Annotated in this window: 11 protein-coding genes; 4 read left to right on the forward strand and 7 right to left on the reverse strand. The window is 70.6% G+C overall.

Features of this window, described 5'->3' with window-relative positions; all coding sequences use genetic code 11:
• Positions 1–116: 116 nt before the first annotated feature.
• The 4 genes from D6682_07275 to D6682_07290 all read left to right on the forward strand — a co-directional run bounded on the left by D6682_07275 (position 117) and on the right by D6682_07290 (position 6,630).
• Positions 117–3,845: a DUF3683 domain-containing protein gene (locus D6682_07275; protein RMH50304.1), complete on the forward strand. Its 3,729-nt coding sequence runs from the start codon at positions 117–119 to the stop codon at positions 3,843–3,845.
• On the forward strand, positions 3,830–4,915 hold the full coding sequence (locus D6682_07280; protein ID RMH50305.1) for a hypothetical protein: 1,086 nt from the start codon (positions 3,830–3,832) through the stop codon (positions 4,913–4,915). Before D6682_07275 ends, D6682_07280 begins: the two co-directional genes overlap by 16 nt.
• 4 nt (positions 4,916–4,919) lie before the next feature.
• Entirely contained in the window at positions 4,920–5,744 is an 825-nt protein-coding gene (gene galU, locus D6682_07285) for a UTP--glucose-1-phosphate uridylyltransferase (protein RMH50306.1), read from the forward strand.
• A gap of 67 nt (positions 5,745–5,811) precedes the next feature.
• On the forward strand, positions 5,812–6,630 hold the full coding sequence (locus D6682_07290; GenBank protein ID RMH50312.1) for a 4-hydroxybenzoate octaprenyltransferase: 819 nt from the start codon (positions 5,812–5,814) through the stop codon (positions 6,628–6,630).
• Positions 6,631–6,669: 39 nt separating this feature from the next.
• On the opposite strand, the gene D6682_07295 is transcribed toward D6682_07290, so the two are convergent.
• The 7 genes from D6682_07295 to D6682_07325 form a co-directional block, all read right to left on the reverse strand.
• Positions 6,670–8,043 carry a sigma-54-dependent Fis family transcriptional regulator gene (locus D6682_07295; protein ID RMH50313.1) on the reverse strand — a complete coding sequence of 458 codons (1,374 nt, stop codon included), beginning with the start codon at positions 8,041–8,043 and terminating at the stop codon, positions 6,670–6,672.
• A gap of 68 nt (positions 8,044–8,111) precedes the next feature.
• The gene (locus D6682_07300; GenBank protein RMH50307.1) at positions 8,112–9,422 is read right to left on the reverse strand and encodes a sensor histidine kinase; all 1,311 of its coding nucleotides are present in this window, start codon (positions 9,420–9,422) and stop codon (positions 8,112–8,114) included.
• The gene (tsaD, locus tag D6682_07305; GenBank protein ID RMH50314.1) at positions 9,356–10,420 is read right to left on the reverse strand and encodes a tRNA (adenosine(37)-N6)-threonylcarbamoyltransferase complex transferase subunit TsaD; all 1,065 of its coding nucleotides are present in this window, start codon (positions 10,418–10,420) and stop codon (positions 9,356–9,358) included. Before tsaD ends, D6682_07300 begins: the two co-directional genes overlap by 67 nt.
• Before the next feature lie 23 nt (positions 10,421–10,443).
• Entirely contained in the window at positions 10,444–12,243 is a 1,800-nt protein-coding gene (locus D6682_07310; protein ID RMH50308.1) for a hypothetical protein, read from the reverse strand.
• Between the two features lie 12 nt (positions 12,244–12,255).
• Positions 12,256–12,678, reverse strand: coding sequence for a PAS domain-containing protein (locus D6682_07315; GenBank protein ID RMH50309.1), 423 nt, complete (start codon positions 12,676–12,678; stop codon positions 12,256–12,258).
• 55 nt (positions 12,679–12,733) lie between these two features.
• Positions 12,734–13,672 carry a methylenetetrahydrofolate reductase [NAD(P)H] gene (metF, locus tag D6682_07320; protein RMH50310.1) on the reverse strand — a complete coding sequence of 313 codons (939 nt, stop codon included), beginning with the start codon at positions 13,670–13,672 and terminating at the stop codon, positions 12,734–12,736.
• Positions 13,669–14,238 (reverse strand): dCTP deaminase, encoded by a 570-nt coding sequence (locus D6682_07325; protein ID RMH50311.1) that lies wholly within the window; start codon positions 14,236–14,238, stop codon positions 13,669–13,671. Before D6682_07325 ends, metF begins: the two co-directional genes overlap by 4 nt.
• Positions 14,239–14,352: the final 114 nt, after the last annotated feature.

The following is a 14,352-nucleotide window of genomic DNA, read 5'->3' on the forward strand; positions in this document are numbered from 1 at the left end:
CGCTGCCGCGCCATGCCCGGCAGCCGCGCCTCCGAAGGGGGCGGCGATTCCTCCCCTTCCGCGCACGACCGCTCTCGAGCCCCGGCTGGAGCGGCGGGTGCGCTGCGTGTGACCCGATGAGCGACGCGATCCGCGAGATCCCCTACAACTACACCTCCTGCTCCGATCGCGAGATCGTCCACCGCTTCCTCGGCGAGGCCGCCTGGGAGGATCTCTGCGTGCTGCGCCACCAGCGGCGCACCGGCCGATCGGCCCGTATGCTGTTCGAGATCCTGGGGGATGTCTGGCTGATCGAGCGCAACCCCTTCGCCCGCAACAACCTGCTCAGCGACGAGAAGCGGCGGCGGCGCATGCGCCGCATCCACCAGGACCGGCTGCAGCGGATCTACGCCGGTGCGGAGGGCAACAGCCGCGCCACCCGGGTGGCCGCCCGCACCGAGCGGATGCTCGACGACTTCTACCGCTGGTTCGAGGAGGAGCCGGCCCGACGCAAACGGGCGCGCGCCGCCTTCGCCCGCCACACCCACCGCAACAACATCCACTTCGACGCCTTCACCCTGGCCCACAGCGCCACCGACGCCACCGACTGGCGCCACCACCACCCCTTCTGCGTCCTCACCCCGGATCGCGCCGAGGAGCTGCCCGGTCTGGTGCGCGCCGCCCGCCGGCTCGGGCTGGTGGTGATCCCGCGCGGGGGGGGCACCGGCCTCTGCGGCGGATCGGTGCCGCTGCAGAACAACGCCGTGGTGGTCAACCTGGAGAAGCTCGACCGGATCGGCCCGGTGGTCGAGCGCGACGTCGGCGGCGGCCGGATGGTGCCGACCATCACCGCCGGCGCCGGCGCGGTCACCGGCCGGGTGATGGAGGCGGCCAAGCCCCACATCTTCGCCACCGACCCGACCAGCCTCTGGGCCTGCACCATCGGCGGCAACATCGCCTCCAACGCCGGCGGCAAGCATGCCGTCCTCTGGGGCACCTGTGTCGACAACCTGTTGTCGTGGAAGATGGTCCGCCCCGACGGCGGCTGGCTGCTGGTCGAGCGGCTCGACCACAACCTGGGGCGGATCGATCCGAACGGGAGGGTGCGCTTCCGCCTCACCCGGCTGCGTGATGACGGCACCACCCCGCTGCCGGAGGGGGAGGAGCTGCTCGAACTCGACGGCGCCACCTTCCGCCGTGCCGGCCTGGGCAAGGATGTCACCCGCAAGGCGCTCGGCGGGCTGCCCGGCGTGCAGAAGGAGGGGTGCGACGGCTTCATCACCGAGGCGACCTTCATCCTCCACCGCCCCTTCGCCTGCACCCGCACCGTCTGCTGCGAGTTCTACGACCACGACCTGTCGGCGGCCACCCGGGCGATGGTCGAGATCAAGGAGTTCGTCGACCACTACGAAGGGGCCGCCATCGAGGGGCTGGAGCACTTCGACGCCAAGTATGTCCGCGCCATCGAGTACGTCGGCAAGTCGAGCCGACGGAGCAACCCGAAGGTGGTGCTGCTGATCGACATCTCCGGCGACGAGGAGCGGCCGGTGGCCGCGGCGGCGGCCGAGGTGTGCCGCATCGCCTCCATCGCCGGCGGCGAGGGATTCGTCGCCGTCTCGGACGAAGACCGCCGCCGCTTCTGGGCCGACCGCGGACGGATGGCGGCGATCGCCCGCCACACCCGCGCCTTCAAGCTCAACGAGGATGTGGTCATCCCGCTCCACCGGCTGGCCGACTACAGCGATTTCATCGAGCGGCTCAACATCGAGCAGTCGATCGCCAACAAGATCGCCATCGCCGACGCCATGGAGGAGGTACTCACCCGCGCGCAGCGCGAGGCCGACGAAACGCTCGGCGCCAAGCTGCAGCAGGCGCTGGTGCTGCTGCGCCGGGTACGGGCGCAGTGGCAGGGCTACCTCTCCCGCCTGGACGAACCGGCGCGCAGCGTGCTCGGCGCCGACGTCGGCAAGGGGAGCCTCCTGCGCCTCATCCAGCACGGCGGGCTGCGCATCTCGCTGCGTCGGGAGCTGGAGGAGCCGATCCGCGACCGGCTTCAAGGCTTCGAGGCGCTGCGCGCACAACTCGCCGCCGCCGCCGCACGCGCCCGCTCCTCCCGGCTGGTCATCGCCACCCACATGCACGCCGGCGACGGCAACGTCCATACCAACATCCCGGTCAACTCCAACGACTACGCCATGATGAAGCAGGCCCACCACCTGGTCGAACGGATCATGGCCAAAGCTGTGGAGCTGGGCGGGGTGATCTCCGGCGAGCACGGCATCGGCATCACCAAGCTCCCCTGGATGAACCGAGCCCATCTCGAAGAGGTGGCCGACTATCTGGAGGCGCTCGATCCCGAGCGGCTCTTCAATCGCGGCAAGCTCACCCCGGACCACGACCTGTCGCTCACCTACACCCCCAGCTTCAACCTGCTGGAGCACGAGGCGATGATCCTCGAGGCGGCGGAGGTGAGCGAGTTGTCCGAGGTGATCAGCCCCTGCCTGCGCTGCGGCAAGTGCAAGCCGGTGTGCAACACCCACTTCCCCCGCGCCGACCTGCTCTACTCGCCGCGCAACAAGATCCAGGCCGCCGCCGGCATCATCGAGGTCTTCCTCTACGAATCGCAGCGGGGCGACGGCATCTCCTTCGCCCAGTTCGGCAACCTGCGCGAGGTCGCCGACCACTGCACCATCTGCCACAAATGCCGCCCCCCATGCCCGGTGGGGATCGACTTCGGGGAGGTCACCGAGAAGATGCGGGCGCTGCTCAAGCGGCACGGAGAGGGCTGCGGCACCATCGGCAGCCGGCTGGCGCTCACCTTCCTCACCCTGCAGCGCCCCGATGCGGTGCGGTTGATGCGCGACCTGCTGATCCGCTGGGGCTACCGCGGCCAGCGGCTGCTCCACCGGCTGGCGGCGGGCGCCGGGCTGCTGAAGCGGACACCGGCGGGGCGGCGCCACCTCGACGGGGTGCAGGCGCAGGTGATCCACTTCGTCGAACGGCCGCTGCCGGTGGCACCGCACAAGACGGCGCGGCAGCTTCTGGGCATCGAATCGAAGGACGCCAACATGATCCCGGTGGTGCGCGATCCCGAGCGGGCCAACGGCCAGGCGGTCTTCTACTTCCCCGGCTGCGGCTCCGAACGCCTCTACTCGCAGATCGCCATGGCCAGCGTCGCCGCGCTGTTCGATCTGGGGCGCAACGTGGTGCTCCCCCCCTCCTACCTCTGCTGCGGCTACCCCAGCACCGCCGCCGGCGACGCCGCGCGCGGCGCGCAGATCGGCTACGACAACCGCGTGCTGTTCCACCGCATCCGGCACGCCCTCTCCTATCTCGACTTCGAGGCGGTGGTGGTCTCCTGCGGTACCTGCTTCGACCAGCTCTCGACCTACCAGTTGGAGCAGATCTTCCCCGACGCCCCGCTGATTGACATCCACGAATACCTGGTGGCACAGGGGGTGACGATGAACGGCGCAGGGACGCGCTACCTCTACCACGAGCCATGCCACACCCCGATGAAGCGCCACGGCGGAGTGGCGACGGTCGCCTCCCTGCTGGGCGACGAGGTGGAGGCATCCCCCGACTGCTGCGGCGAGGCGGGGACGATGGCGGTGGCCACCCCCGCGATCGCCGGCAAGATCCGCGCCCGCAAGGAGGAACGACTCGCCGGCGCCGCCGACCGTGCCGATGCCATCCTCACCTCCTGCCCCTCCTGCCTGCAGGGGTTGGGCCGGCTGGAGCAGGTCAGCGGCCTGGCGGTCGACTATCCGGTGGTCGAGCTGATGCGCCGCCGGCGGGGGAAGGAGTGGCAGCAGCAGTTCCGCCGGCGACTGCAACGCCACGGGGTCGAATGGGTGCTGATGTAGCCGGCGACGCGCTCCGGCTCGCGCTGCCCCGGTCGGCTGCGGAGCGGATGCTCGAGGCCGCCCGGCTGATCTTCGCCCTCAAACGCAACCCGGTCTGGCTGGCCCATCTGGAGCCGATGCTTCCTGCGGCGGCGCGCGTCACCCCCGATCAGCCCAGCCTGCTGATGGGCTACGACTTCCACCTGACCGACGACGGGCCGCGGCTGATCGAGATCAACAACAACGCCGGCGGCCTCTTCCAGCGGGGGGAATGGCTGCCGCAACCGACGTGGCGGGTGTGGCACGAACCGCTGGAGGCGCGGCTGCGCGCCATGTTCCCCCCCAGCTGGCGGCGGCTGGCCATCGTCGATGCGGCGATCACCGAACAGCCGATGTACCCCGAGATGGCCGCCTACGCCCGGCTGCTGGAGGCCGAAGGGCGCACCGTGCGGCTCTGTACGCCAGAGGAGATCGAGGGCGGGGCGGAGGGGCTCTTCCTCCACGGCATGCGGATCGACGCCATCTACAACCGCCACACCGACTTCTACCTCGAGAGCCCGGAGATGGCCGCCATCCGCGCCGCCTTCACCGCCGGCACCGTCGCGCTCAACCCCCACCCGCGCAGCTACGCCCTGATCGGCGACAAGGGGCGGCTGGCCGACATCTGGCTGCCCGGCCTGCTGGAAGAGGCGCTGCCGGCGGCCGAGGTGGCCGCCATCCGCGCGCTGGTCCCCCCCACCCTGCGCATGCGTGACCGCGATCCCGACTGGTGGTGGCGCCGGCGCAAGCAGTGGGTCTTCAAGCCGACGGCCCGCCACGGCGGCAAGGGGGTGATGCGGGGGGGCGACATCAGTCGCGCCCGCTTTGCACGGCTCGACCTCGACGATATGGTGGCGCAACAGCTGGTCCCGCCCGGCCGGGTGGAGGTGGATGGCGTCTCCTTCAAGGCCGACTTCCGCCTCTACATGCACGGCGCCACCCCGATCGCGCTCGCCGGCCGGATCTGGCGGGGGGCGGTGACCAACTTCCGCCATCCGGGCAGCGGCTGGGCGGTGGTGGAGCTGACCGAACAGGGGGGGCAAGGGAGGTAGGGAGTTGATTCGCAAATGTCTCTTCCCGGCGGCGGGCTACGGCACCCGCTTCCTGCCGGCGACCAAGGCGCAGGCCAAGGAGATGCTGCCGGTGGTCAACAAGCCGCTGATCCAGTACGGTGTCGAGGAGGCACTGGCCGCCGGCATGCACGAGATCGCCATCGTCACCGGCCGGGGCAAGCGGGCGATCGAGGACCACTTCGATGTCACCTTCGAGCTCGAACACCAGATCCGCGGCACCGCCCGCGAGCGACAGCTGGCCGAGATCCGCGCGCTGCTGCAGCAGTGCCGCTTCTCCTACACCCGCCAGCTGCAGATGCGCGGGCTGGGTGATGCCATCCTCACCGGCGAAACGCTGATCGGCGATCAGCCCTTCGGCGTGCTGCTGGCCGACGATCTCTGCGTCAACGACGACGGCGACGGCGTCATGGCGCAGCTGGTCGCCGCCTGGCGCAAGTACCGCTGCAGCGTGGTGGCGGTGCAGGAGGTGACCCGCGCCGAGCTCTCCAACTACGGCGTCATCGCCGGCCGCTGGATCGACGACGACCACCTGATGGTGCAGCAGATGGTGGAGAAGCCCACCCCGGAGGAGGCCCCCTCCAACCTGGCGATCATCGGCCGCTACATCCTCACCCCCGACATCTTCGACCTGCTGCGCCACACCGAGCCGGGGAGGAACGGCGAGGTGCAGATCACCGACGCGTTGCGGGTGCAGGCCGAACGCGGCATGGTGGTCGCCTGCCGCTTCGCCGGCCGCCGATTCGACTGCGGCAGCATCGACGGCTTCGTTGCGGCGACCAACTTCTTCTACCGGAAGCTGCGCGGATGAGCCGCGCGCCGCAGAGCACCTCCGGAGCGTGATCCGCGCCGCGCGGCTGGATGCCTGGCGCCGGCTGATGCGGCTCGACCGGCCGATCGGCACCTGGCTGGTGCTGTGGCCAGCGATGTGGGCGCTGTGGATCGCCGGCCGCGGCCACCCCGACGGCATGCGGGTGGCACTCTTCGCCCTCGGCGCTCTGGTCATGCGCTCGGCCGGCTGCGTGGTCAACGACATCGCCGACCGCCACATCGACCCCCACGTCGCCCGCACCCGCGATCGCCCGCTGGCCGCAGGCGAGATCTCCACCGCCGAGGCGGCGCTGCTCTTGTTCCTGCTGCTCGCCGCCGCCGCCCTGCTCGCCCTGCTGCTCGACCCGCCGGCGCGGTGGCTTGCGGCGGCGGCGGCGGCGCTGGCCATCCTCTACCCCTTCACCAAGCGGTGGCTGCCGATCCCGCAGCTCTTCCTCGCGCTGGCCTTCGCCATGGCCATCCCGATGGCCTTCATCGCGGAATGCGGCCGGCTGCCGCCGATCGCCTGGCAACTGGTCGCCGCCGACCTCTGCTGGGTGGTGGCCTACGACACCATCTACGCCATGATGGATCGCGACGACGACCGGCGCATCGGCGTGGGCTCCACCGCCCTCCTCTTCGGCCGGTGGGACCGCGCGGCCATCGGCCTGCTGCAGGCCGCCGCCCTGCTGCTGCTGGCCACGCTCGATCCGCCGCTCCCCCACCCCGAGGCATGGTGGACCGCCGTCGCGCTGACCGCGCTGCTCTTCGGCTGGCAGCAGTGGTTGATCCGCGACCGCAGCCGCGACGGCTGCATGCGCGCCTTCCTCAACAACCACCCGGCCGGCGCGCTGCTCTTCCTCGGCCTCTTCTTCGGCGGCGCCTGACCCCCACCCCGAGGAGGGGAGCGGGCCGGATCACCGCCCCTAAGAAGACTCCTTCAGCCCCAGCTTGCGCAGCCGGTAGCGCATCGAACGGAAGCTGATCCCCAGAAGCTCCGCCGCACGGGTGGCGTTGCCGCCGCACTCGGCCAGCGCCTCAGCCAGCAGCCCCCGCTCGATCCGTTCGAGCCAGCCGTCGAGCGTCAGGCCCGAGGCGCGAAGGCCGTCCAGCGCCGCCGGTGGGGCGGGAGCGGCCTCGGGTGGGGCGGCGCAGAGCTGCTCGTCGAGCAGCGCCGGATCGAGCCGGCCGTCGTCGGAGAGGGCAACAAGCCGCTGCAGCAGGTTCTCCAACTCGCGCACGTTGCCCGGCAGCGGCAGCGCTGCGATCCGATCGATCACCTCCGCCGGGACGACGATCTCCTCCCCGCCGCCGATGCGCGCGAGGATGGCGCGGATCAGCAGCGGCAGATCCTCCCTGCGCGCCCGCAGCGGCGGCAGGTGGACCGGCACGACATTGAGCCGATAGAAGAGATCCTCGCGGAAGGCGCCCCGCTCCACCTCGGCGGCGAGGTCGCGGTTGGTCGCCGCCACCACCCGCACGTCGACCGGCCGTTCGACCTGCTCGCCCACCCGCCGCACGGTGCGCTCCTGCAGCATCCGCAGCAGCTTGACCTGGACCGACGGGGGGATCTCCCCCACCTCGTCGAGGAAGAGGGTGCCGCCGGAGGCCGCCTCGACCAGCCCCTGGCGGTCGCGCTCGGCGCCGGTGAAGGCCCCCCTGCAGTAGCCGAAGAGCTCCGCCTCGAACAGCCCCTCGGGGATCGCCGCGCAGTGCACCGGCACGAAGGGGCCGTCGCGCCGGGGGGAGGCGGCGTGCAGGAAGCGGGCGGAACACTCCTTGCCGGTGCCCGACTCGCCGCTGATCAGCACCGTGAAGTCGCGCCGCGCCGCGCGCAGCAGCCGTTCGCGCACCCGCTGCATGGGGAGCGACTCGCCGAGCAGCAGCCCCTCCGGCATCTGCGCCGACGCCTCCTCCGTCCCCTCCGGGGCCGAGGCTCGGCCATCCTCCAGCGCCCGCTCGACCGCCGCGGCGAGATCGTCGATCGAGACCGGCTTGGTCAGGTAGTCGAAGGCGCCCAGCCTCATCGCCTGCACCGCCGTATCGGCGCTGGCGTAGGCGGTGAGCAGCAACACACGGCACCCCTCGACCGCGGCGGCCGTCCGCACCACCTCCAGCCCCGAATCGGCCGCCTCCATACGCAGGTCGGTGATCACCACATCATAGTGGCGCTCCGCCAGCGCCGCGCAGGCCGATCGCACCCCCGCGCAGCGGGTCACCCGATGGCCGTGGCGCTGCAGGTTGAGCGCCATCACCATCCGCGCGTTCGCATCGTCGTCAACCAGCAGGATCTCCGCCATGGTCCCGACGCAACAGATCCCTCCATGGAGCCGTTGCCCGAAGGCGACCGGGCCACACACCACGCCGCTCAGCCATCGCCGCACCGTCCGATCACCGTGAACTCCGCACCGCCGTCGCAGTTGCGCGCCCGCACCTCCCAGCCGTTGCCCTCGCACACCTGACGCACCATGGCCAGGCCGAGGCCGGTACCGGAGCGGCGCCCGGTGACGAAGGGCTCGAAGAGCCGCGGCATGAGCGCCGGATCGATCCCCCCCCCCTCGTCCCGGACCCGCAGACGCCAACTGCGCCCGCCGATCGGCTGCAGCGAGATCCGGACCCGCCCCCCCGGCGGCGAATGGTGCAGCGCGTTGCGCAGCAGGTTGTCGACGACCAGCCGGAAGTGGTCGGCATCGAGCAGGCAGCGCTCCATGGGGCAGTCGATCTCCACCGCGATCCCCTCCGCCTCGCGCCCCATCTGGGCCAGCGAATCCTCGATCAGCGCCCGCGGACTGCACTCCACCGGCTTCGGATCGGGGGGGGCGGCGAAGCGCAACATCGAGGTGACCAGCCGTTCGAGCCGGGCGATCTCCTGTGCGATCACGCCCCGAAGCTGCGCCACCACCTCCGGCGGCGAATCGTGCAGCATCCCCACCGCCTGGGCGATGGTCTGCAGCGGGTTGCGCACCTCGTGCGCCACCATCGCCGCCATCCGCCCGAGCGCGGCCAGCTTCTCCTGCGCCACCAGCTTCCGCACCACCTCGTCGTAGCGCTCCTCGGCCCGGTTGCGGCCATGCTCCGCCTCCCGCCGCGCCACCTGCAGCCGGGTGTGGCGGGCGACGATCGCCGCCATCACCCCGCCGACCAGGAAGAGGAGCGAGACATGGAGCAGAATGTGGAGCGGCGCGAGCGGCGCCATGTGCAGATGTAGCCACCAGGCGGTGGCGTAGGAGGCTAAGAGGAATCCGGCGGCGCAGAGGACCGTCAGGCCGAGGATCATCGTCCGGCTGCAGAAGGGGACCGCGGCGATCAACACCAAGGCGAAAAAGAGGTTGAAGGGGCTCACCAGCCCGCCGGTGGTGGTCATCAGGAGGACGATCAGCACGATGTCAACCACGAAGGAGAGGCCGACCCGGGCGGAGACCGGCCAGGGAAGCAGCTCCTGCAGCAGCCACTGCAGCGGCAGCAGCAGCGGCAGCAGCAGGTAGAAGAGGGTCGGTGCGCGCGGATCGATCAGCAGCATCCGGTCGCGGAAGAGCTCCATCAACACCGCCAGCAACACCACCACCAGCAGCCGCAACACCATCAGCCGCCGCAGCGCGCGACGCTCGGCGCTCACCGCCGCCCCCCCCCATGCGGCGCTGGTCCGCCGCAGAGCGGCCAGCGGGCACGCGCATCCCAATCGTCGCGCGGCGGCACCGGCAGGCCCGCCTGCAGCCGACGCCAGGCGGCGTAGCCGATCATCGCGGCATTGTCGGTACAGTGGCGCACCTCGGGCAGATGGAGGGTGATGCCGCGCGCCGCACACCCCGCACCGAGCATCGCCCGCAGCCGCCGGTTGGCCGCCACCCCGCCCGCGACCACCAGATCGTCGATCCCCTCGCCCGTGCAGGCGGCCAGCGCCCGGCCGGCCAACACCTCGGCGATCGCCTGCTCGATCGAGGCGGCGAGATCGGCCACCGCCGCCGGATCGTCGCGCAGCGCCGGGCGGTCGCGCAAGAGGTAGGAGACCGCCGTCTTCAACCCGGAGAAGCTGAAGTCGAGCCCCGGCTTGCGCAGCATCGGCCTGGGCAGGGCGAAGCGACATCCATCGCCCCCCGCCGCCGCGGCGGCGATCGCCGGCCCGCCGGGATAGCCCAGCCCGAGCATGCGGGCGCACTTGTCGAAGCACTCCCCTGCGGCATCGTCCAGCGTCTGGCCGAGCAGCCGGTAGCGGCCGATGCCGTCGACCCGGACCAGCAGCGTATGGCCGCCGGAGACCAGCAGGGTGACCGACGGCAGCGGCAACCGCCCGGCCAGCCCGGCGGCCAGCAGATGTCCCTCGAGATGATGGACGGGAATCAGCGGCACGCCGCAGGCCGCCGCCACACCACGCGCCCAGGAGACGCCGACCAGCAGCGCGCCGAGCAGACCGGGCCCGGCGGTGACCGCCACCGCCCCGACCGACGACAGATCGCAGCCGACATCGGCCAGCAGCCGGTCGAGCAGCGCCGGCAGCGTGCGCAGATGCTCGCGGGCGGCCACCTCCGGCACCACGCCGCCGAAGCGGGCATGCAGATCGATCTGCGAGGCGATGCACTCGCCGCGCACCACCACGCCGTCGTCCCGCCCCTGGAGCAGGGCGAGCGCGCTCTCGTCACACGAACTCTCCACGGCCAGCAGGGTGGTCGACCGCGCCATGCGGTCCGCCCCCGCCGCCGGGCTCACCCCCGATTGTAGCTGAGCGAGCGCAGGAACCCGTCCACCGAGCCGTTGATCTCTTCGGTCGCCGCCGTCACCTGCTCGGAGGCGCCGACCATCTCGGCCGAGGCGTTGCCGGTCTCGGCGGCGGCATCCGCCACGCCGTCGATGTGGCCCTGCACCTCGGCCACGCTGCGGCTGGCCTGCTGCACCGAGGCGGAGATCTCGCTGGCCGCGGCGTTCTGCTCGTCGGTGGCCAGATTGATCTGCTCGAAGGTGTTACGGAAGTCCTCGATGATCTGCGCGATCTCCTTGATCGCCGCCACCGCCTCGTCGCTCTCCTTCTGGATGCCGGCGATCAGATCGGCGATCTCGTCGGTCGCCTTCGAGGTCTGCTCGGCCAGATCCTTCACCTCGCCGGCCACCACGGCGAAGCCACGGCCGGCCTCACCGGCGCGCGCCGCCTCGATCGAGGCGTTGAGCGCCAGCAGGTTGGTCTGGGCGGCGATGTCGTTGATCACCTCGACCATCCCGGTGATGTTGCGCGAGGCCTGCCCCAACTGCTCCACCTGCGCCACCGCGCCGCTCCCTTTCGCCGCCGCCGTCTCGACCACGCCGGAGGCATCGGCCACCTGGCGGCTCACTTCACCGATCGAGGCGGAGAGCTCTTCGGCGGCGGCGGCCACCGTCTCCACGTTGCGCGCCGCCTGCGCCGCCCCTTCGCGCACGCCCGCCGCCTTGCCCGAAGAGTCCTCGGCCAGGGCGGCGACATGCTCCGCCCGCTGGCGCATCTGCTCCCCGGCCGCCTGCAGCCTCTTGGCCAGCCGCCGCACTTCCTGCTCGAACTGCTGCGTCCGATCCCGATCCTGACGCGCCGCCGTGGAGGCGCGGGCGATGGTGTCGAGCGCGTTGTTGACGATCTCCGCCGAGCGCTTCATCTCCGGCGAGAGGCCGCGGGGATCCATCCGCCGCTTGCTGTCGCCGGCCGAGGCGGCGGTGAGCGAGGCGGTCAAGTCGCGCATGAAGGCCTCCATCCGGTCGCCGAAGTCGTTGAGCGCCCATGCGAGTTCACCGGTCAACCCGCTGGTGCGGATATGGGTGATGCGCGCCTCCATCGTCTCACGCTCCCAGGCGTGCAGCGCCTTGATCATCGGGATCAGCCGCGCCCGCAGCGCCCGGCGCACGACGACGAAGAGGCCGACCAGCAGCAGGCCAACCACCACCCCCTGGCCGACGACCAGCTCCTCGATCCGCCCCATCTGCTGCACCATGCACGCACCCGCCTCCTTCTTCAGCCGGGCGATCGCCGCAGCAGGCCCCTTGGAGATCCGGTCGGACGCCTCGTCGAACTGCGCCATCACCACATTGCCCGCCTCCTGCCCCCCCTTCCGGTAGGCGTCGATCATCCGCATGCCGACGGCGAAGAGTGTGGCCACCTCCTTGCGCATCTCCTCGAGTATGCGCAGCTCGGCGGTGGGCTCCTGATCCCCGACCAGCTTGCTGCCGCGGATGAGCAGCTCCCCCAGCCTCTTCGACCGGGTCTGGAAGTCGTGCAATGCCGAGCGGGCCTCATCCACGCTCTCGGCGGCGCCGGTCAAGGCCGCGTCGGTGATGAACTGCTGGATCTGCACCACGTCGTAGGCCATCCTGCCGGAGGCGCGCTCCGCCTGCAGGCCGACCTGCTGCAGCCGGCCGATCTCCCGCTGCATCGTACCGATGGCCTGTTCGATGAAGCCGCCGGTCACGACGAGTACGAGCAATACCGTCGCCACGCAGTAGCCCGTCACCTGCGGCAGCGAGGCCTTGGTCACCATGTTGCGCACTCTGCCCATCGTCTACCTCCCTTCTTCGGCGCGCATCTGCGCATAGAGCCGCTCGGCGTCGGCGACCTGTGCGGGGGTGGGCTTGCGCCGCACCGACATGTAGCCGACGATCTCCCCGCCGGGGCCGAGCGACGGCGTCACCTGGGCGTCGACCCAGTAGTAGTCGCCGTTCTTGCACCGGTTCTTGACGATGCCGTTCCACTCCTGCCCCGACTGGATCGTGCTCCAGAGATCGGCGAAGGCGGCCGCCGGCATGTCGGGGTGGCGCACGATGTTGTGCGGGCGGCCGAGCAGCTCCTCCTCCTCATACCCCGAGACCTCGATGAAGGTCCGGTTGCAGTAGGTGATGATCCCCTTGGTGTCGGTCTTGGAGACGATGAACCGATCGATCTCGAAGGTGCGCTCCACATCGGTCACCGGCAGGTTGGTTCGCATCGTTGGATATGCCTCCTCTGTTTGCGTTGGTGTATCGTAGGGTCACGACCATGCGCTATTGCGCGGTCGGGCGGGGGCGCACGCCGGGCAGCGCCCGCACGATCTCCAGCGTCATCTCCGCCCTGTTCAGACAGTAGAAGTGGAGCCCCGGAGCGCCGTGGGCGAGCAGATCGGCGCACTGCGCCACCGCCAGCTCCACCCCGGCTGCACGCACCGCCTCGGAATCGCCCGCGATCGGCTCCATGCGGGCGGCGAGCCACGTCGGGATGGAGGCGCCGCACATCGCGGAGAAGCCAACGATCCGGTGGTAGTCGGCGATCGGCATGATACCGGGGATGATCGGAATGGTCACGCCGGCGGCGGCGGCCGCATCGCGGAAGCGGTAGAACGCCTCGTTGTCGAAGAAGTACTGGGTGATCGCCGCCACCGCCCCGCACTCCTGCTTGAGCTTGAGATAGCGCACGTCGTCCATCATTCCGCCGGGCGACTCGGGATGGCCCTCGGGGTAGGTGGCCACCGCCACCGAGAAGTCGCCGCGGGCGGTGATGAAGGAGACCAGATCGGATGCGTGGGCGAAGCCTCCGGCGACCGCCTCGAACCGCGCCATCCCCTCCGGCGGATCGCCGCGCAGCGCTAGGATGTTGTCGATGCCGTCGGCGCGGTAGCCGTCGAGCAGCGCGGTCAGCTCCCGCCGCGTCGCGCCGACACAGGTGAGGTGGGCCACCGGCGGCAGCGACGTCTCCCGCCGGATGCGGCGGACGATGCGACGGGTGCGCGCCTGGGTGGAGCCGCCCGCGCCGTAGGTGACCGAGACGAAATCGGGCGCGATCGCCTGCAGCCGCGCCAGCGCCTGCCACAGATTGGCCTCACCCCGGTCGCTCTTCGGCGGGAAGAACTCGCAGGAGAGCGTCGGCCGCCCCTGCGCCAGGATGGCGTCGAGCCGCGCCGACGGCGTGGGGCCCGGCCCCCTCTCTGCGTCCGTGCCCGGCGTCACAACCGGGGGACCGTGACGCCGGTCTGGCCCTGATACTTCCCCTTGCGGTCGCGGTAGGAGACGCCGCAGACATCGTCCGACTCGAAGAAGAGGAACTGCGCCACCCCCTCGCCGGCGTAGATCTTCGCCGGCAACGGTGTGGTGTTGGAGAACTCCAGGGTGACGTGCCCCTCCCACTCCGGCTCCAGGGGGGTGACGTTGACGATGATGCCGCAGCGGGCGTAGGTCGACTTGCCCAGACAGATGGTGAGCACGTTGCGCGGGATGCGCAGGTATTCGATGGTACGGGCCAGCGCGAAGGAGTTGGGCGGGATGATGCAGACATCCCCCCGGAAATCGACGAAGGAGGAAGGGCAGAAGTTCTTGGGATCGACGGTGGCCGAGTTGATGTTGGTGAAGATCTTGAATTCGTCGGCGCAGCGCACGTCGTAGCCGTAGGAGGAGAGTCCGTAGGAGATCACCCCCCCACCGGCGTCGGCGGTGCGGACCTGCCCCTCGACGAAGGGCTCGATCATCCCCCGCTCCCGCGCCATCCGGCGGATCCAGTGGTCTGCCTTGATGCTCATGCCCGCATACGCCCCTGATGGAATCGCAAAAAGTCCGTCCGTGGACTTTTTGCTTGACGGGTATCGAAGAGCGTGGTCTTCGATACCCTTACAAATCAATCGCTTGCTTACGCA

The sequence above is a fragment of the Zetaproteobacteria bacterium genome (genome assembly GCA_003696765.1).
Taxonomy (GTDB): domain Bacteria; phylum Pseudomonadota; class Zetaproteobacteria; order Mariprofundales; family J009; genus RFFX01.